We start from the raw sequence: 18,943 nt of genomic DNA on the forward strand, positions 1-18,943 counted from the left end.
CTTAAAAGCTATTCAATAATGAAGCATTAAATGATGTTAAACATCGAGTAGATCGCAATAACAAAGAATACGGCTACTGTTTTAATGACGGTTACTGCGAAGATGTCACGATAGGACTGCTTATGAGTCAAACCTGTAACAGCTAGCAGGGTAATAACGGCTCCATTGTGCGGCAGTGTATCCATACCACCCGATGCCATCGCTACCACACGGTGCATAACTTCAGGAGGAATATTTGCTGCAGCAATCGCTTGATTATACTTATCCGCCATCGCACCAAGGGCAATCCCCATTCCCCCAGATGCCGATCCAGTAATACCAGCAAGGGAACTCGTCGTGACAGCACCGTTAACAAGCGGATTAGTAAATGTACTTGAAATCGCATCACTGATTTTTGTGAACCCTGGAAGAGAAGAAATAACGCCACCAAAACCGTATTCTGCACCGGTATTCATGGTCGCAAGTAACGCTCCAGCAATACTTAGGTTTAAACCTTCTTTAAAGTTCACGGTTACACGCTTCCAATCAAAAGCAAGGGATGTAACAATCCCGACTACTAGTGCCAGCTCAACTGCCCAAATAGCAGCAACTGCTGTTACATCTACTGTATATGCTTTTAAGCCGATCGCCGAAAAATCAAACCCATTCGGATACCATTTAGGTATGTAGGTAATGAATAGTTTATTAGTCACTCCTACAAGCACTAGAGGCACAAACGCCATGATTTGGCGTAAAACAGATTGTTGGGACGTTAAATCTGGCAAAACTTCTTTTTCCTCTGATTTAGCCAGTTCCAAAGCAGATGCATTTTCTGTGCCAAAGCCATAGTAGCCTTCGCCAGCTTTTTCTGCCTTTTTTCTTCTAGTTTCTAGATAGAGAAGTCCTAGACCCAAGACGAAGATGGCTCCGATAATCCCAAGTGTTGGTGCAGCGTAGATATCAGTTTTAAAGAAGTTAATTGGTATAACGTTTTGGATTTGTGGTGTACCTGGTAAAGCATCCATCGTAAAGGTAAAAGCACCAAGAGCGATGGTTCCCGGGATTAAACGTTTTGGAATGTTTGCTTCTCTAAACATTTGAGCGGCAAATGGATAAATGGCAAATACAGCTACGAATAAGCTTACGCCGCTATAGGTTAAAATAGCACCTAGTAAAATGATGGTGAGCATGGCACGTTTCGCACCAACCCAACGAACAATTGTTTTTGCAATGGATTCTGCGATGCCTGACATTTCAACTACTTTTCCAAAAATTGCTCCAAGTAAAAAGACGGGAAAATAAGATTTAATGAATCCGACCATTTTTTCCATAAACACACCTGAGAAAAACGGTAAAACATGGCTTGGGTCAACCAGTAAAACGGCTAAAAGTGCGCAGAGCGGAGCAAATAGAATAACAGAGAAACCACGGTACGCAACGAACATTAATAGCCCAAGCGACAAAAGAATGATAAATAATTGCATGAAAATCCCCCTTTGAATAATTTGGATAAGCTTCTGTCTCTCATTAGGTAAGCGTTTTCAATTTGAAGCTCGCTTATATACTTGCAATTTTTGTGCCAAAATTATTAATTTTTAAATAATTTACTTTAACATTAGGGTTTAACGCTTTTTCACGTTAGTAATAAAATAAACACTCCTATTCTCTTAAACTACTTTCCGTTTTTACGGAATATTCACTAGAATACGATTCCGCTATTACGGAATTTTCCGTTTTTACGGAATCTTGTCCGTTAAATCGAGTTCTTTTTTTTAAAATTCTATAAAACTCACTTAAATTTATCGAATTTAAGAATTACTAGTGGATCAAATCCCTTTATCAGCGGTTTTTGTATACTTATCAGCGAATATACAAATATATCAGCGAATTTGAGAGTTTATCAGCGAATCGGGGACATTTATCAGCGAATCACTTTTTTCTTTAAATCACACATGCTTTAGGCATTCGGACTAGTTACCGCTTAACACTTTTTTCCTCTTGAATGGGCACTAGTCGCAACGACTAGTTACCATTCTCTCTCTTTTTCCCCATACACGGGCACTAGTCACCCCACGCAAAAGGTGTCAGGTACGAGTCGTACCTGACACCCAAAGATGCTCCCACCAAAAGAGCAGCCCCACAAAAGGACTGCCCTAAGAATCTCTCTTATTTCTTTTTCGCGTGCTTTCTCATGTCAAAAGCAACCGCTACAACGATGATTAGGCCTTTAACGATAAATTGGATGTATGGGCTAACTCCAAGGAAAGCTAGACCGTAGTTGATGATTTGGAATATAAGAACACCAGTAACAACGCCCGGTACCGTTCCAATACCACCTGATAAAGATACCCCACCGACTACGCAGGCTGCGATGGCATCTAGTTCGTACATGTTACCTGTGTTGTTCGTCGCACTACCTACACGACCCGCTTCAAGCGTACCAGAGAATCCATATAAAAGACCTGCGATCATGTAGATGATAATTAGATTTCTTGCTACGTTAACACCGGAAACCTTTGCTGCTTCTGGGTTGCCCCCGATTGCATACATATTTTTTCCAAGTTGCGTCTTATTCCAAATAACCCATATAACAACAGTAGCAATAATGGCATAAATAACGAGATACGGAATTTCATAGGAACCAACTGGAATCCCACGTTGAGCAAATGTCGTAAACTTTTCGCTTAATCCACCGATTGGCTGTGCGCCATATGGAGGACGGTCAAAGTAAATAGACGTAATACCATAAACCCCGATCATCATCCCTAACGTCGCAATGAAAGGAGGTACATGTAATTTTGCAACAATCACACCATTTAATGTAGCAATTAAACCTGTTGCAATCATTGCAATAATAATCGGAACAATCAACGGTAACTCTGGCAAATTAGGATACATTTTATAAGCGTAATCCCCTGCCTGCAGCATAGATGCTGATACAACCGCTGCAAGTCCGACCATCCGTCCAGCGGATAAGTCCGTACCAGCTGTAATCAGGATTCCTGCCATCCCAAGTGCAATGATAATACGGGAGGAGGATTGACTTAGAATATTTATCAAGTTTGTAACTGAAAGAAAGTCAGGAGAAGCGATTACGATTCCAATAACGAGTAGGATTAAAAAGACATAAATCACATTATCAAAGAGCAGTTTAGTTATACTGCCTTTTTGTGTAGCTGAATTTTTCATATGCATCTCCTCCTAATACAAAGCTGCTAATCGCATGATTTCTTCTTGCGACGTTTTAGCTGTTTCAACGATACCTGCTGCTTTACCATTACTCATAACTAAAATTCGATCGGTTACACCTAGAAGCTCTGGCATTTCAGAAGAAATCATAATAATCCCCTTACCTTCTGCCGCTAATTCATTGATTAACTGGTAGATTTCAAACTTAGCCCCTACATCGATTCCACGTGTCGGTTCATCCAGTAATAAAATATCCGGTTTGGTTAAAAGCCAGCGCCCGATGATAACCTTTTGCTGGTTCCCCCCTGAAAGACTGCCAATGGACGTTTTTTGCGAAGGGGTTTTTACCTTCATGGAATCAATCACCCATTGTGTATCGTGTTCTACCTTCTTGTCAGATAGGAAACCACTTTTTGTTTTATATTGCTTCATGTTAGAAATAATCGAGTTAAAGCTGATACTTAGTTCTGGGAAGATTCCCGTTGATCTTCTTTCTTCCGTAACGAGTGCAAAGCCGTTTCTAATGGCATGCTGTGGTGAATGGTTTTGAATCACCTTTCCGTGTAATTCAATCGTCCCTGATGAGATTCCGCGAATTCCAAATAACGCCTCAACAACCTCTGTCCGCTTGGATCCTACTAATCCAGCAATCCCTAAGATTTCACCTTTACGAAGCTCGAAGTTAATATTTGAAAAAGAAGGCTGTGTTTCCGCTGTAAAATCAGAAACCTTTAAAATCTTTTCTCCTGGTTCGTTAACCTTCGCTGGGAAGCGCTGTGATAAATCACGACCTACCATCAGCTTGATGATTTCATCCGTTGTTAATTCTTTCGAGCTCTTCGTCGCAATATACTGACCGTCACGCATGATCGTCACTTCATCAGAGATTTTCAGGATTTCCTCCATTTTGTGAGAAATATAGATGATTGCCACATTCTCATTCTGAAGCTTCCGAATGATTCTGAAGAGATGATTTACCTCTGTCTCTGTTAAAGAGGAGGTCGGTTCGTCCATTACGATGATTTTTGAATGATAAGAAACAGCTTTTGCAATTTCCACCATTTGCATTTCTGAAACGGATAACGTGCTCACCTTGCTCCGTGGGTCAATATTGATATCTAGACTCTTAAAAATAGCTGCTGTATCCTCATACATTTTCTTTTCATCAACGAAAATACCTTTTTTCGGATAACGCCCCAGCCAGAGATTATCCATTACATTTTGCTGGCGTACTTGGTTTAGTTCTTGGTGCACCATGGAAACGCCGTTTTCAAGTGCCTGCTTGGAATTGGCAAAGGAAACTTCTTTTCCATCAAACAGAATTTTACCTTCATCCATCGAGTAAATGCCGAATAGGCATTTCATTAATGTGGATTTTCCTGCACCATTTTCGCCCATCAAGGCATGTACGGAGCCGGGTTTCACTTTCAAGGAAACATTGTCCAATGCAAGTACTCCCGGGAATCTTTTTGTGATATTGAGCATTTCTAATAGATTGATAGTACTGGATTCTGACATGAGCGAACCTCCTTACTAACTATTTAAAAATATGAGTAGCACCTGCGAAGTGCATCCCTCTTTTATATAACAATTTCAATGTTGCGGTGTCCCGCTCCAAATCGTGGCAGCAATACCCCGAACGAAGGAAAAGAATATTCCTTTCCTTCGTTCGAAGAGCGCCGGGGGCTGACGGTCATCAACCCTGGACAGGCGCTTCTGCGAAATCTTATTTATATGCGTCTTTACCAACTTGGATGTTGTCTTTTGTTACTTCAACGTAAGGAACACGAACCGCTTTCTTGTCGTCAAGCTTCCACTCTGTTCCATCTAATACGTCTTTGCCGTTTGCAGCATTAGTTGCAAGCTCAATTGTTGCTTTACCTTGGTTTTTCGCGTCATTTAACACGGTACCAACCATCTTGCCTTTTTCAATCATTTCTAATGCTTCAGGAATCGCGTCAACACCTACAACTGGCATGAACTTGTCGCCGGAGAAGTATCCACCCTTTTCAAGTGATGCAATCGCACCTAATGCCATACCATCGTTGTTTGCGATAACAAATTCGATTTTGTCACTGTATTTTGCTAACCAAGCATCCATTTTTTCGGTTGCTTTTGTTGCATCCCACATCGCTGTATCCATTGCTAATTCTTCTACTTGGATACCTTTTTCTTTTACAGTATCAACTGCATATTTAGTACGTGCTTCTGCATCTGGGTGTCCTGGCTCACCTTTTAATAGTACGTATTGAAGTTTGCCGTCACCGTTTTTGTCCCACTTATCTTTGTTCGCTTCCCAAGCTTTTGCAATCAATTGACCTTGGAGTACACCAGATTCAGAGGAAGTTGTTCCTACATAGTAAGCTTTGTCATATCCTTTCAAAACACTTGCATCTGGCTCTTTATTGAAGAAGATAACTGGAATATTCTTTGGTTTTGCTTTGTCAATAATGGTTTGAGCTGCTTTAGGATCTACAAGGTTAATAGCTAGAGATTTTGCACCCTTTGCAATCAATGTATCTACTTGCTCGATTTGTTTTGCCTGGTCGTTTTGTGAGTCATTTAGCATAAGGTTTACTTTACCTTTTGCTGAATCTTCCATTGCACGACGTACATAGGACATGAAGTTGTCATCAAATTTGTAGATGGTTGCACCAACAGCCGGTAGACCGCCGTCCTTACCTTTGCCAGAATCAGAACCGCTTGTTGAGCTGCTGCAGCCTGCGGCTAATAGAATACTAGATGCAACTGTTAAAGATAGAACCAAACCTTTTTTCTTCTTAAGCATGTGATCATTCTCCTTTTTCCTTTTGATAAAGACTAACGGTGCTTAACCAGCCTGCGTGTAAGCCCTTACACATATGTTAGCATCCGGAGAATTACGGCAATAGTTCCAATCTATAGCACATTTTTGTGAATACCTAGACTATTTTGCAAACGGTTGCATTTACCTGATAATAATCTCCTATTTTTTTAAAAAAATGAAAGGCCGGCTCCTTTGCTTTTGGAGTCGGCCTTTCATTGAAATTTTATAGACTAACCGTTGCTTTCCGGAATTCTGATGGAGATAAGCCGGTTTGCTTTTTGAAGACACGGCTGAAGTAATTCGGGTCTTTGTAGCCAACGGAGTAGCATATTTCCTTTAAGCTTTTTCCCGGATCAACAATCGCCGTTTTGGCGTGCTGGATTCTTATTTCTGTTAGATAATCAATAAAAGTCATTCCAAAACGATCTTTAAATAACTTACTTAAATAGTACGGGCTCAGTTCCACAAATTCAGCCACTGATTCTAACGTAATGGAATCAGCAAAATACTTCTCAATATATTCCTTGGCTTTATGCAGCATACCCTTAGCATGATTATTTCTCCACACCTGAACTTGATGGACAACAGATAATAAATGGGCTTTCCCTTTTTCAAAAATCACCCTACTATCTTCCGACTCGTCGATTGCAGGAGTTCGTTCATAGCTTATTCCTAAATCGTGAAGCATACGTGAGATGAGAATAAACAACTCCTCAAAGGACTTTTTCACCAGCGCTGTCTTCACGTTCTTATTGTCAGCATGCTTGGCCACGAATGTATCAAATATGTATAAAACCTGATTCACATCCCCCTGACGAACTGCCTCTAGCAATTTTTTCTCCACCTCTAGTACACCAGATTCCACGGATTCTGGAGATGACCCTTGCTTAACACCAATGATATACTTGCGATTCGGTGTTTTTAACAATTGCTTTAGAGCTAATACGGCTTCATGATAGGATTGATTTAGCTCATGTGCTTGATTGTAGGGAAGACCCACTCCAATTCGCAACTCTGCAGGAAAAGACTCTTTTTGAAAAAGACTGTGCAACCTTTCAATAATCGCCTGTGCACTTGTTTTAAAGTTGATTTTCTCGGCTGTCTTTTTACATAAAAATAAAACAGGCACTTGGGAATCCGTAAGAGGTCCAATCATCATTTCTTCATTTTTCCCTACTACTTTCTGAATCTCTTTCAACCACCTATACCAGTTCTGTTTGTCGCTGGCAAACAGTTCGGCATGTCCTGTAGGCTGCATGGAGAGAAGCATAATATATCCAGAGGTAATTTCCACCCCTAATAATTGACCCCATTCCTCAAACGTAATATCTTGAACAGAATTCACTAATAAAGAAGACACCCACTCTTTTTGTGCGATGGATACAGCACGCTCCAGGTTTTCTCTTAAACTTTGCTGTTCTTCTATCACCTTCCGTTCCTCTAAAATTTCACTAGAGACCCGTTCCACAGCTTCCAAAATATCTTGTTTACTGCTCGGTTTTAGGATGTATTCTTTCACCCCCTGCTGCATCACTTCTTTGGCGTATTCAAAAGTATTAAATGCAGAAACCATGATAAAACGGATTCCTGGGTCCATTTTTCTAATTTCCTTAACTGCTTGAACTCCATCTACCCCGGGCATTTTGATATCCATAAAAATAATGTCAGGTCTGTGTTCGGCAGCCATTTCTATCGCTTTCCTGCCATTTGGAGCTTCTCCAATGACCCTTACGTCCTTTAAGGAGTTGTTAATAATTTTCGTTAATGCTTTCCGCTCAATCACTTCATCATCCACTATAAGAATACGTAACAAGCTCACTTCCCCCTTTTGCCGCAATAGGAATGGTCAGTCTAAAATTGGTCCCCTTCATTAGCTCTGATTCAATTTCAACAATGTCATTTCGCTGATAAAATAGCTGTAGTCTTCTGATTACGTTTTTGACGCCAATTCCATTTGAATGATCTTTTGCCTTTTCAGGTGGTTCTTCCGCTCCCGCAATCCCATCCACATATTGAAGCAGTCTTCTTTTGACCGACTCCTCCATTCCATCTCCGTTGTCGATTACTTCTACATTGATTCGGTCCTGATGACGATAAATATGAAGGCGGATTTCGCCATTTGCTTCATAGGCTTCGACACCATGAATAAAGGCGTTTTCGATTAATGGCTGAAGGATTAAACTTGGAATTTCAATATCTAAACAATCTTCCTCAATCTCTGTGACAAACTGAATCCGTTCACCAAATCGAGTCTGTTGAATATAAAAATACTCTTTTACAATTCGTACTTCATCTCTTAGAGTGGAGGCTTTATCGAAATCACTTAAGTTATAGCGAAGAATAGCAGCTACGGCTTCTATCAAGCGCGAGGTATGCTCTGCTTCCTCTAAATAGGCCATCTTGGAAACCGTATTCAAAGTATTGAATAAGAAGTGAGGATTAATCTGGTTTTGGAGACTCCTTAACTCCAATTCTTTTAACAGCTTATCTAATTCGCCCTTTTGTTTGATTTCCGTTACTAGTTGTCTTAGGTTTGTCCGCATTTGGTTGAACGTTTCGGTTAACGGCTTTAATTCATCCTTTGTTGTAATTTTAATATCTTCTCCGGACAGGTCGCCTTTTGAAATTTGCTTCGCCGCTTGCGACAGCAAACTAATTGGTTTAGTAATGCCCCCCGAAATCCATAACGCCAACAAGGTGCTTACGAAAAAGGCTGCGGCAAAAAGTGAAATTGACATGAGTTTATAATAATGGTTTTGCCTTTCCATCTGATTATAGAATTCTTGATAATCGGTGAGCTTATTGTTCAACAGCCCTAGCGTACTTTCTTGCAGGAAGGAAGCAATTTTCATTACTTCATTAAAATGATAAGAATATTGGTTAATATCGTCCTTTTGGAAGGCCAAAATAGTTGCATCACTTTCTTCCAAAAAACTATCGATCATATTTTTATAATTTATAAGCTTGATATCATTCGTATCTAGTTCCTCATAAAGGCTACTTTGATCTTTGAGGAGCTTTGTCTTTTCTCGTTGATAGTCTCTTAAATAGGAAACTTCCTTATCTAAAATATACGCATGCAGTTTTTCTGTCACTAAGTTTGTCCTTTTGGAGATATCATTGAGAAGAAGAAAACGTTCAAAACTATCATCATATTCAACGACGAGATTTTCGCTGCTTTTATAAAAAAAGAAGCCGACTGAGGATAGCAAAACGACCAGTACGATGAAATAAAGAAGCAATTTGGACCGAATTCGAAATAACATTAGTTGTCGTCCTCCTTGTTATGCATACCGCTTACTGGTAAATCCCCTATTCTCATAATTCTTGTTTCTGTATGGACAACCTGAGAGACTGTTTTTCCTTCGATTATGTCAATCATCATTTTCACTGCTCTGTATCCCATTTCATAGGGCTGTTGGACAACGGTTGCCTTGATCGTTCCTCTTCGAATATAGTCCAGGGTTTCGGGCAGTGTATCAAATCCAATCACGTAGACTTCTCTTTGTTTCTTATATTTTTCAATGACCTGTGCAATTCCGATGCCGTCGAGGGCACTGGTTCCATAAAATGCATTAATTTCGGGATGATCTTTTAGGAGTTGATTGGCTTTTTCTGCTGCTTTTACTGTGCTGATTTCGGATTGCTGGATATCAATAATATGTATTCCAGGTGCTTCTTTTACCGCGTCCTGAAATCCCTTCACACGCTGTTGTTGATGGTTGGCGTAAAAGGTCCCGGTAATTATGGCCACATTGGCTTTTCCGTTCGTATCGGTAATTAAGGCTTTTCCTGCCAAATATCCTGAGTAATAATTGTCTGTTCCTATATAGGCTAGACGGAGACTGTTGGCCGCATCCGTATCTACTGTGATGACTGGAATTCCTCCAGCAATCACACGGTTAATTAATGGGGTAAATTGTTCGTCACTTAATCCCTGAGTTAAAATCCCATCCACTTTAGAAGCTGCGGACATTTCAATGGTCTTTAAATGGTCGTCAATATTTGCCTGCTTCGGCCCCGAGTATTCTAGTAACACACCATATTTTTTAGCGGCATCCTTTGCCCCGCTTTCAACGAGTCTCCAATACTCGTTATCTAGTTCTTCCGGCACGAGAACAAAGTGATATTTATAGGCGTCAGGCACCTTCTTCTCGACGGGCAAATGATGGGTAACCACCTTATATCCATAAAAAATCGACAAGGAGCAACTCACTATAAAAAACAAAATACCAAATGTATACGCTGTCAAAGATAACTTACTCATCCAATCTCCCCACTCTCGATGCCACTCTAACTAACGCTATTATACGGAACATTCCAAAAACCGACAATGGAAAGAATATGGTGTCAGGTACCAAAATGAGAGACTCTACGAATTCGGACAACTCTTTGTTTTTTTCTCTTACTCTGTCCAAAGTTGCCTTGCCTTCTGACAATATTTCGTCTTTTTCCTCCTTCTCTGTCCGAAGTTGACCTGCATTCGGACTATTCCTTTCTATTATTATCTTAATCTGTCCAAACGCCCCACGGACTCGGGCCACCAAAACCCAATAACCCACGACACAACAAAAAACCCACCACTGGTATGGTGAGTTTCATTTAGAAGCTGCTATTACGTAGGATGAGCTTAGTGCCTATGAAGATTTTCTTAGCGATTTTCCTGCCTTCAATTCTTTCAAGCATGGTATCTACAGCTGTTTCACCCATGAGCTCCGTGTATACCTTTACCGTACTTAAAGAAGGGAACACATACTTCGAAATACTAATATCGTTAACTCCAATAATGTTCACTCGCTCAGGAACTGCAATTCCTTCCTCTAGCAACGCTCGCAATGCGCCAACAGCAATCGAATCATTCGCTGCGAAAAAGGCAGTAGGCAGTCGTTCTCCATGTTCCGTGATTGCCCTCTTCATCAACGAGTGGCCACCATCCACGGAAAAGGTGCCACTATACATCATCGCTTCGTGCAATAAACCCTTTTCTGCTAAATACTGCTTAAACGTCTTCTCCCTTGCATCTTCAATTGCGGAAGTCTTGTCCTTAAACACTTCTCTTCCACCAATATAGCCAATCTCCCTATGCCCTTTATCAAGTAAATGATCCAGCACTTTTTTCGTTGCCTTCTCAAAATCAATCACAACCGAATCAAAGCGTTCCTCATCGGGAGATGTATCTACAAATACAAGATTCTTTGTAAGTTTTTCCAATTCACTCACTTGCTTGCTACTGAACTTTCCAATCGCAATAAGCCCTTGAATGTCCTCTGCTTCCGTTAAATCCTCAATATTGTCCTGGAAGTACTTTTCCACCTGAAGTCCATGATGACGGCAGCGGTTTTCGACGCCCAGACGAATGGACATATAATACAGGTCTTCGAGTTCCTCTTTTTCCGTGTACCATTGCAGGAGCGCAATTTTCCCTGACTCCTGTTTTCGAACGGACTTCTTTTTATAGGAAAGCTCCTCTGCTACTTCAAAAATTCGCTTCTTCGTTTCATCACTGACAGAAAGCGTCGTGTCATAATTCAATACTCGTGACACGGTAGCAATCGAAACCCCCGCCAATTGTGCAATATCTTTAATGGTTGCCATAATCAAACTCCTAATGTATTAGCAAAAAATCGATACGTCGTTGTAGAATAGTATAAATGCTGCGGCTCCAAGATGACAGTTGGAAATGCTGGATGATGAATGGCATCAGGAAATCCTTGTGTCTCCAGGCAAACGCCTAAATAATTTCTTGCACGAACACCTGATATCGAATACGGACCCTCTAAATGGTTCGCTGTATAAACAACGACACATGGCTGATTGGTCGTCACCAGTAATGAGCGTCCACTTTCCTCATCACTTAACATGACCGTATTCTTACCCTCTTTTGTAAAAACAAGCGGATGGTCGTAGCCTTTTCCAACAAGAACATTTTGTGGATGAGAGGATTGGATCCCCGTACTCAATCTCCGGCCATGCTGGAAGTCAAATGGTGTATTTCGAGAAGATAGTAATCTCCCCGTCGGAATCAAATCAGCCCCTAACTCCAAGAAACGTTCACTTTCTAACTGGAGAATGTGTTCAGAACAATCCCTTTTCAGATTTCCGCTTAAATTAAAATAGGTATGATTGTTTAAATTAACTAACGTTTTTTGGTCCGTATTCCCTTCGAAAATCATACTCAGCTCATTTTTATTATTTAGAAGATAAGTAACCGTTGTTTCGAGGTTTCCAGGGTACCCCTCATCTCCATCAGGACTTAAATAGAAAAATCTCAGACCAATTGCATGTTCTTCCACGATTTTTTCAGTTTTCCAAATTACAGAGTTAAAGCCCTTCTTCCCCCATGTAAATGGTTAGGCGGCTGATTTTCTGCCAGCTGGTATTCCTGTCCATCCAGCTCAAACCGAGCCCCTTGAATACGCCCCGCAACTCGGCCGACAACCGCCCCAAAATACGGCGATAAGTCCAAATAATCCTCGAATTCCTCAAAACCAAGCACTACATTCTCAAACTTCCCCTGACGGTCAGGGACCATGATTTTTGTAATCACACACCCAAAATTCAGACATGAAACCGTCATACCTGAATCGTTCACAAGGGTATATTCCCTCACCATTTCATCCTGATACTGACCAACCCATCTTTCTAGTATTTCCATTTCCTCTCACTCACCACTCTATAAAGATTGGATAAATCGCTTGAATCCTTCCGTTCCCTCTTCATCTCGCTTAAAGACGCCTGCATCTTCTAATGCTTTTAAAAACTTCTTCCCTACTTCTTCTTTAACCAGAGCTTCCACATTGTCTTCACTCGCTACTCCTTCATAACGCTCCCTTAATTCTTCCGCCCAGCTTTGATGATAGTCCGCAACCTCGCCGCCATTACCGAGAATAAATTGTTCAACTTCTACAAGCTCATCCTTTAAACGGGCTGGTAAAACCGCAAGCCCCATGACTTCAATCAGGCCAATATTTTCTTTTTTAATATGATGAACATCTGCATGTGGATGGAAGATCCCCATTGGATGCTCATCGTTCGTCCGATTGTTTCGAAGGACCAAATCGAGTTCATAGGTATCGCCTTTTTTACGAGCAATCGGTGTAATGGTATTGTGCCGAGTCTCACCGGTCCATGCCAAAATACCGACCTTTTTATCACTGTAACTTTTCCATTTGCCTAAAACATACGCCCCTGCCTCTACAAGCTCACCGATTCGTGTAGACCGCAGACGGATGACGGACATCGGCCATTTCACAATGGAGCCCGCCACCTTTGGAAACCCCGCCATCTCAAATGACCAATCATCTTCTGCCTTTGCCATTGCAAACTCATAATGACCGCCCTGATAGTGATCATGCGACAAAATGGAACCACCGACAATCGGGATATCTGCATTGGAACCGACAAAATAATGCGGAAATTGCTCTACAAAGGTTAATAAACGTAAAAAGGTCTCCCGGCTGATTTTCATATCTGTATGAGTTTCAGACAGCACAATACAATGCTCGTTGTAGTATACATACGGTGAATACTGTAAATACCAAGTCTTATCGAGAAGTTTTAAACGAATCATGCGGTGATTCGAGCGTGCCGGATGGCCAATTCTACCTGCATAGCCTTCGTTTTCCACACAAAGCAAGCATTTCGGATAGTCCGGTTTCTTCATCGTTCTCTCAAGCTCGATGCTGCGCGGGTCCTTTTCCGGCTTGGATAAATTGATCGTAATATCTATTTCACCGTATTCCGTTGCGGCCTTATACTCAACGTTGTTTCGAATTCGCTTCATTTGGATGTAGTTACTATTCTTACTTAATTCATAAAAATACTCTGTCGCATTCTTTGGGTCCTGTTTATAGTTTTCGAAAAAGAGCTGATTCACTGTTGATGGACGGGCAACCAAACAATTCATGATTTTACTAGAGAACATTTCCCTCGCATCAAACAAATCTTCAATGATTCCATGCTCACATGCAAAGTCCACCATTTCATCAAGTAAATCTGGGATATCCAGACTGCTTTTCTCGGAGAAATCCTCTTCTTTAAACTCCGTTAACCAAAATAAAGAAAGAATTTGGTTACGGGCATAGATTTCGTCTTCTTTCTCGATCAATTGAACGGCCAACGCCTGATCTATTAATTGCTGCACTAGTTGATCAATCATGTGTTTTCTCCTCTATTTTTGATAGCCACTAGGGTGCTGAAAATGTTCACCGGATGCATAAATAGCCATTTAAATCGACTCCTCCATTTCAATTTCCTTGGCTCCATCACCGATACTGGCTACATAGAAATCTGCCTGATAGCCAACTCTGTCCGCATAGACTGCACCAACATTTGCAATAAAGTTGTCAACCTCTTCATTAGCTACAATCGCTATGGCACAGCCCCCAAATCCTGCACCTGTCATTCGTGCGCCAAGCACTCCCGGTTGCTTCCATGCAGCTTCTACTAAACTATCAAGCTCCATACCTGTCACTTCATAATCATCCCGTAATGACACATGCGATTGGTTCATCAACTGCCCGAATGCTTCCAGATTACCGGCCTTTAATTCCTCCAGTGCCCTCAAAGTTCTACGATTCTCATAGACAGCATGTTTCGCCCGTTTGCGGACGATCTCATTAGTAATGAAGAATTGATTCTCATCAAACTCCGCTTCTGAAAGCTGTCCGAGCGCCTCAATTGGGAGTCTTTCCTGAAGCTGCACCAACGCCTCTTCACATTCTCCTCTTCGCTCGTTGTATTTAGAGTCTGCTAACTCCCTTCGCTTGTTTGTATTCATGATAATAATTTTCTGATTTTCGAGCTGAATAGGCGCGTACTCATATTGAAGTGTCTGACAATCTAGCAAAATACCGGCATCCACCTTGCCCATTCCGATTGCAAATTGATCCATGATTCCGCTGTTTACACCAATAAATTCGTTCTCCACCTGCTTGCCAAGCTTAATTAATTCGAGACGTGGGATTTCTAATCCGAACAGTCCATTCACTAATACGCCTGTTAATAATTCAATGGATGCGGAGGATGATAGTCCAGCTCCATTAGGAATATTACCGTTAATCGCACAATCAAATCCGGATGGAATTTCGTATCCTGCTTCCATGATGTAGCGAATCATCCCTTTTGGATAGTTCGCCCAATTATGTTGTTTATCGTAATCTAGTTCTCTTAAATTAAATTCGATAATTCCTTTTTCAGGAAAATTAACCGAGTACAGGCGTACCAATTGGTCTTCACGCTTTCTTACGACCGCATAGGTCCCGTATGTAATGGCACATGGAAAAACATGGCCGCCATTATAATCCGTATGTTCGCCAATTAAATTGATCCTGCCTGGGGCAAAAAACGCCTGTCTAGGTAAGACATGAAATAAGTCTAAGAATGTTTTATTTAGTGTTGTGACGTTCATTTTAAAAGTCCCTCCAACTATGTCTGCAAATTCCGCCTTTGTAACCCTTTTCATCTATATGATAATTTTACTCTCTTTAGTAAAAACCTTCAAATATTTTTACTAAAATTTTTACTAAAAATAAGTAAAAATGACGAATGCACATCCATTCGCCCTTTCCACTCTTATAATCTCTGAATTTTAAATTCGAATTCTAACTCCTGATTTGCTGGAATTAAATGTTCCTCTTGTACAGGTGCACCCCAGCTGTCATCACCGCCAACACCCATCTGCTGGCCAGCTACAGTTACCACCGTATAGTGTACCTTCGGCAGCTCATAATGATGATTTGCATTCTCCAGCTCAAATGCCGTATATGGTGAAACATTGCATTCAACCGGGTCGGATATAGATGATATTCTGATTCCCTGACCACAGTCATTCATTATATCAACGCGTCGTACTCCTGTACGGTTACCGGATTCTTGCGGGACAACGTAGCCAGATACATTGCTCGATGCCGTATTTTTAAAGACACCAAGCCTTGCCCCCATCGCACGGTCAGAGTAGTTCTCTTCCGGTCCCATGGCGTACCATTCGAGTTGGTCGTAATCCGCTGGAACCTTAAAGGATACGGCAAATATCGGCAGTTGCGGGAGATTTTCTGCTCCATAATAGGCAGACTTTACTATCACACTACCATCTACCAAAACCGTATACCTACTAATTACTTTTACATCGTTATGAATAGATAGTTTATAGGTAAAAGTAACCGATACTTGGTCTTTCTCTTCTACAAGGTCAACTGCCACACATTTTCGTGCTAGGCTCGCTGCGTACCAAAGCCCTGAGTGGAAGCCTTGAGCAAAGCCTCTGTCATTATCCGTTGTGGCTCTCCAAAACAGTGGTGCAGGTGGCAGGGCAATTATTTCTTTCCCGGCGTAATTGAGCGAAACCAAGCTTCCTACCGCTTTTGAAAAAATGACCTTGAAATCCTGTCCGTGGATACCCATATTGACATCCCCGTTCACAACTCGAAGATTACCTCTCATACCTTTTGATTCCTCAGCGCCTTCTACCTTAAACACATATTGTCCAAATGCCATCTCATAACCGGCATCTGCCCAACAATTACTTTCCTTCAGCTTAAAAGAGGTATGAATACAATACTCACCGGTCTCTTCCACCATTCCAGAAGGCCACTTAAATTCAACTCGTCCCGCGCTTTGAGGAGCTACGACCACATAATGCTGCTCCCGATGCAGCTCCTTGCCCTCCAGGTACAGAATACATTCCAAATCAAAATTGGAAGTGTCTGAGAACAGACTTTCGTTTTTAATGGTAACACCGTTCTCACCGGGAAGAAGCTTAAAGTCTTGATACAAAAATTTAACTTCCTGCATCTTTGGTGACAGTTCTCGATTAGCATACACAATTCCATTCGTACAGAAACCGTAATCCGTCGGACGGTCGCCAAAATCACCACCGTATGCTAAAAATTCTTCTCCATACCTGTTCTTTTTTACTATGGCTTGATCGATGTAATCCCAAATAAAACCACCCTGATACATGGGATATTTCTGCTCTAAATCCGTATATTTGTACATTCCGCCAAGCGAATTTCCCATAGCATGCATATATTCACAGCTAATGTATGGTTTCTCTGGATTTTCACTCAAATACTTTTCAATTTCTGCAGGCTTTGCGTACATACGGCTTTCCATATCGCTTGTGTCATTATACTCCCTGTTATGGAAAACTCCTTCATAATGCACGAGTCTGCTCGGGTCGACTCTCTTAAAATATTTTGAAACATTTAGAATGACCTCTCCAGCATAGGATTCATTCCCACAGGACCAAATCAAAATCGACGGATGGTTCTTGTCGCGTTCATACATGGACACCGCCCGGTCCATGACAATGTTTTCCCATTCCATCCTATTCCCTGGAATGTTCCATGAAGGGTCAACCGTCATCATTTTTTGCCACGACCCATGCGTTTCCAAATTCATCTCATCAATCACATAGATCCCGTATTCATCACAAAGCTCATACCAATAGCTTTGATTCGGGTAATGCGAGGTACGGACGGCATTCATATTATTACGCTTTAAGGTTTGAATATCCCATAGCATGTCTTCCTTTGTAATTGCACGGCCTGTCCGGCAGTTAAATTCATGGCGGTTGACACCCTTGAACACAATCCGTTTCCCATTTATGCGCATGATTTTATCCACCAGCTCGAATCTTCTAAATCCCACTTTCTGTGGAACTACCTCTACTAACCTACCTTCTACGTTAAACACTTGGATATAAAGCTTGTATAAATAAGGATTCTCTGCACTCCAGAGTTTTGGATGATCGAGTTCAAGTGACAGGATCCACTTTCCATCCCTTTCCACCACCTGATTTATAGCTACTAAGTTACCATTTTTATCATGTAATTCGGCAGTTATTTTTGAAGTGCTTTTAGTACCAAAGGATTGCAGTTTGAGGTCAGCTAGTAGAGTACCTTTTTTAAAATTAGCCTCTAATTCTGCTCTTATAGTAGCATCGTACACATGAATTTCCGGTACCGAATAAAGATATACATCGCGAAAAATGCCGGACATACGCCAGAAATCCTGATCCTCCAGCCAGCTCCCTGTGCTGCGCTGGTAAACCTCAACCGCTAATTTATTCTCTCCTTCTATTAAAAATGGAGTAAGTTCAAACTCGGCAGGTGTGAAGGTATCCTCACTATACCCCACGAATTTTCCATTTAGCCACACATAAAAGGCTGATTCAACCCCTTGAAAGGATATATACAATGGTCTATTTTCCATGTGAGCGGGCACAGTAAACATTTTCACATAGCTTCCTACCGGATTATCGTCCATAGGGATTTCAGGAGGACGGATGTCGTGGTGACCATCCCATGGATACATCGTGTTCACATATTGTGGTTTCCCATAACCTTGAAGCTGAATGTGTCCAGGTACTGTAATATCTCCCCAGCTTGCGGTATGAAAGTCAGGCTGGTAGAAGGATTTCGGGCGGGATTCAGGGTTTATGCTATAGGTGAATTTCCAATTACCATTTAAACTATGACGGAGTTTCATTGGAGCAACACTTCTTGCCTCCTCCAGAGTCTCGTAATAATAGTGGTCTGAATGAGCGGGAAGTCTGTTGACAGCAAACACTTGAAGATCTGAGAGCCAATTTATCTCTGGATTGATAGTCATCGTTAGTGATATCCTCTCTTTTAATAAAATTTTACTTAATCATACAACATTCCCAGTGAAAGCGGTTTTATTTTTTTAGTAATTATTTTACTTATTGGGGATTCGAACGGTGAAGGTGCTTCCTTTGCCCATTTCACTAGATATTTGAATAGTCCCTTTATGCATGTCCACAATCCATTTCGCAATTGAAAGTCCTAATCCATGTCCCCCCATCTGCCTTGAGCGAGATTTATCTGAACGGTAAAAACGTTCAAAAATACGATGATAATCCTCTTTTCTGACAAGGAAGAATACCACAGCTAGTCCTATTAAAAGCAATAGCCATGGAAATCCTCCTCCGTGATGAGGGCCATTCAC

Annotated in this window: 11 protein-coding genes and 2 pseudogenes; all 13 read right to left on the reverse strand. The window is 41.2% G+C overall.

All coding sequences use genetic code 11. The features are described from left to right. Window positions 1-26 precede the first annotated feature (26 nt). A complete protein-coding gene (locus AA0X95_RS00235) occupies window positions 27-1,463 on the reverse strand; it encodes a GntP family permease (RefSeq protein WP_413304083.1) in 1,437 nt (478 codons plus the stop codon). Between the two features lie 682 nt (window positions 1,464-2,145). Beyond that, window positions 2,146-3,168, reverse strand: coding sequence for a galactose/methyl galactoside ABC transporter permease MglC (gene mglC / locus AA0X95_RS00240; RefSeq protein ID WP_413304085.1), 1,023 nt, complete (start codon window positions 3,166-3,168; stop codon window positions 2,146-2,148). 12 nt (window positions 3,169-3,180) lie between these two features. Next, window positions 3,181-4,686 (reverse strand): galactose/methyl galactoside ABC transporter ATP-binding protein MglA, encoded by a 1,506-nt coding sequence (mglA, locus tag AA0X95_RS00245; protein WP_413304088.1) that lies wholly within the window; start codon window positions 4,684-4,686, stop codon window positions 3,181-3,183. 208 nt (window positions 4,687-4,894) lie between these two features. After that, window positions 4,895-5,956 carry a galactose/glucose ABC transporter substrate-binding protein MglB gene (mglB, locus tag AA0X95_RS00250; protein WP_413304091.1) on the reverse strand — a complete coding sequence of 354 codons (1,062 nt, stop codon included), beginning with the start codon at window positions 5,954-5,956 and terminating at the stop codon, window positions 4,895-4,897. A gap of 241 nt (window positions 5,957-6,197) precedes the next feature. After that, on the reverse strand, window positions 6,198-7,787 hold the full coding sequence (locus AA0X95_RS00255) for a response regulator (protein ID WP_413304094.1): 1,590 nt from the start codon (window positions 7,785-7,787) through the stop codon (window positions 6,198-6,200). Continuing rightward, a complete protein-coding gene (locus AA0X95_RS00260; RefSeq protein ID WP_413304097.1) occupies window positions 7,762-9,240 on the reverse strand; it encodes a sensor histidine kinase in 1,479 nt (492 codons plus the stop codon). The genes AA0X95_RS00255 and AA0X95_RS00260 overlap by 26 nt, the downstream gene beginning before the upstream one ends. Further along, complete coding sequence (locus tag AA0X95_RS00265; RefSeq protein WP_413304100.1) at window positions 9,240-10,241, reverse strand: sugar-binding protein; 1,002 nt, start codon at window positions 10,239-10,241, stop codon at window positions 9,240-9,242. The genes AA0X95_RS00260 and AA0X95_RS00265 overlap by 1 nt, the downstream gene beginning before the upstream one ends. A gap of 335 nt (window positions 10,242-10,576) precedes the next feature. Then, entirely contained in the window at window positions 10,577-11,569 is a 993-nt protein-coding gene (locus AA0X95_RS00270; protein ID WP_413304102.1) for a LacI family DNA-binding transcriptional regulator, read from the reverse strand. Window positions 11,570-11,571: 2 nt separating this feature from the next. Then, window positions 11,572-12,629 (reverse strand): annotated as a pseudogene (locus tag AA0X95_RS00275) (aldose epimerase family protein). A gap of 18 nt (window positions 12,630-12,647) precedes the next feature. Beyond that, complete coding sequence (gene galT, locus AA0X95_RS00280; RefSeq protein WP_413304105.1) at window positions 12,648-14,132, reverse strand: UDP-glucose--hexose-1-phosphate uridylyltransferase; 1,485 nt, start codon at window positions 14,130-14,132, stop codon at window positions 12,648-12,650. Between the two features lie 69 nt (window positions 14,133-14,201). Further along, complete coding sequence (locus tag AA0X95_RS00285; protein ID WP_413304108.1) at window positions 14,202-15,383, reverse strand: galactokinase; 1,182 nt, start codon at window positions 15,381-15,383, stop codon at window positions 14,202-14,204. A gap of 164 nt (window positions 15,384-15,547) precedes the next feature. Continuing rightward, window positions 15,548-18,586, reverse strand: a complete 3,039-nt coding sequence (locus AA0X95_RS00290) for a glycoside hydrolase family 2 TIM barrel-domain containing protein (protein WP_413304111.1) — start codon at window positions 18,584-18,586, stop codon at window positions 15,548-15,550. Window positions 18,587-18,673: 87 nt separating this feature from the next. After that, a pseudogene (locus tag AA0X95_RS00295) lies at window positions 18,674-18,850 on the reverse strand (ATP-binding protein); the annotation flags it as partial. Window positions 18,851-18,943 lie beyond the last annotated feature (93 nt).

The organism is Neobacillus phoenicis (assembly GCF_047302305.1).
Lineage (GTDB): Bacteria > Bacillota > Bacilli > Bacillales > Cytobacillaceae > Neobacillus.

What these genes read in the sequence shown, in the direction of transcription:
- mglC (WP_413304085.1), bottom strand. Translation starts at nt 3,168, where the DNA reads ATGAAAAATTCAGCTACACAAAAAGGCAGTATAACTAAACTGCTCTTT.
- AA0X95_RS00260 (WP_413304097.1), bottom strand. Translation starts at nt 9,240, where the DNA reads ATGTTATTTCGAATTCGGTCCAAATTGCTTCTTTATTTCATCGTACTG.
- mglA (WP_413304088.1), bottom strand. Translation starts at nt 4,686, where the DNA reads ATGTCAGAATCCAGTACTATCAATCTATTAGAAATGCTCAATATCACA.
- AA0X95_RS00285 (WP_413304108.1), bottom strand. Translation starts at nt 15,383, where the DNA reads ATGAACGTCACAACACTAAATAAAACATTCTTAGACTTATTTCATGTC.
- galT (WP_413304105.1), bottom strand. Translation starts at nt 14,132, where the DNA reads ATGATTGATCAACTAGTGCAGCAATTAATAGATCAGGCGTTGGCCGTT.
- AA0X95_RS00235 (WP_413304083.1), bottom strand. Translation starts at nt 1,463, where the DNA reads ATGCAATTATTTATCATTCTTTTGTCGCTTGGGCTATTAATGTTCGTT.
- AA0X95_RS00270 (WP_413304102.1), bottom strand. Translation starts at nt 11,569, where the DNA reads ATGGCAACCATTAAAGATATTGCACAATTGGCGGGGGTTTCGATTGCT.
- AA0X95_RS00290 (WP_413304111.1), bottom strand. Translation starts at nt 18,586, where the DNA reads ATGACTATCAATCCAGAGATAAATTGGCTCTCAGATCTTCAAGTGTTT.
- mglB (WP_413304091.1), bottom strand. Translation starts at nt 5,956, where the DNA reads ATGCTTAAGAAGAAAAAAGGTTTGGTTCTATCTTTAACAGTTGCATCT.
- AA0X95_RS00265 (WP_413304100.1), bottom strand. Translation starts at nt 10,241, where the DNA reads ATGAGTAAGTTATCTTTGACAGCGTATACATTTGGTATTTTGTTTTTT.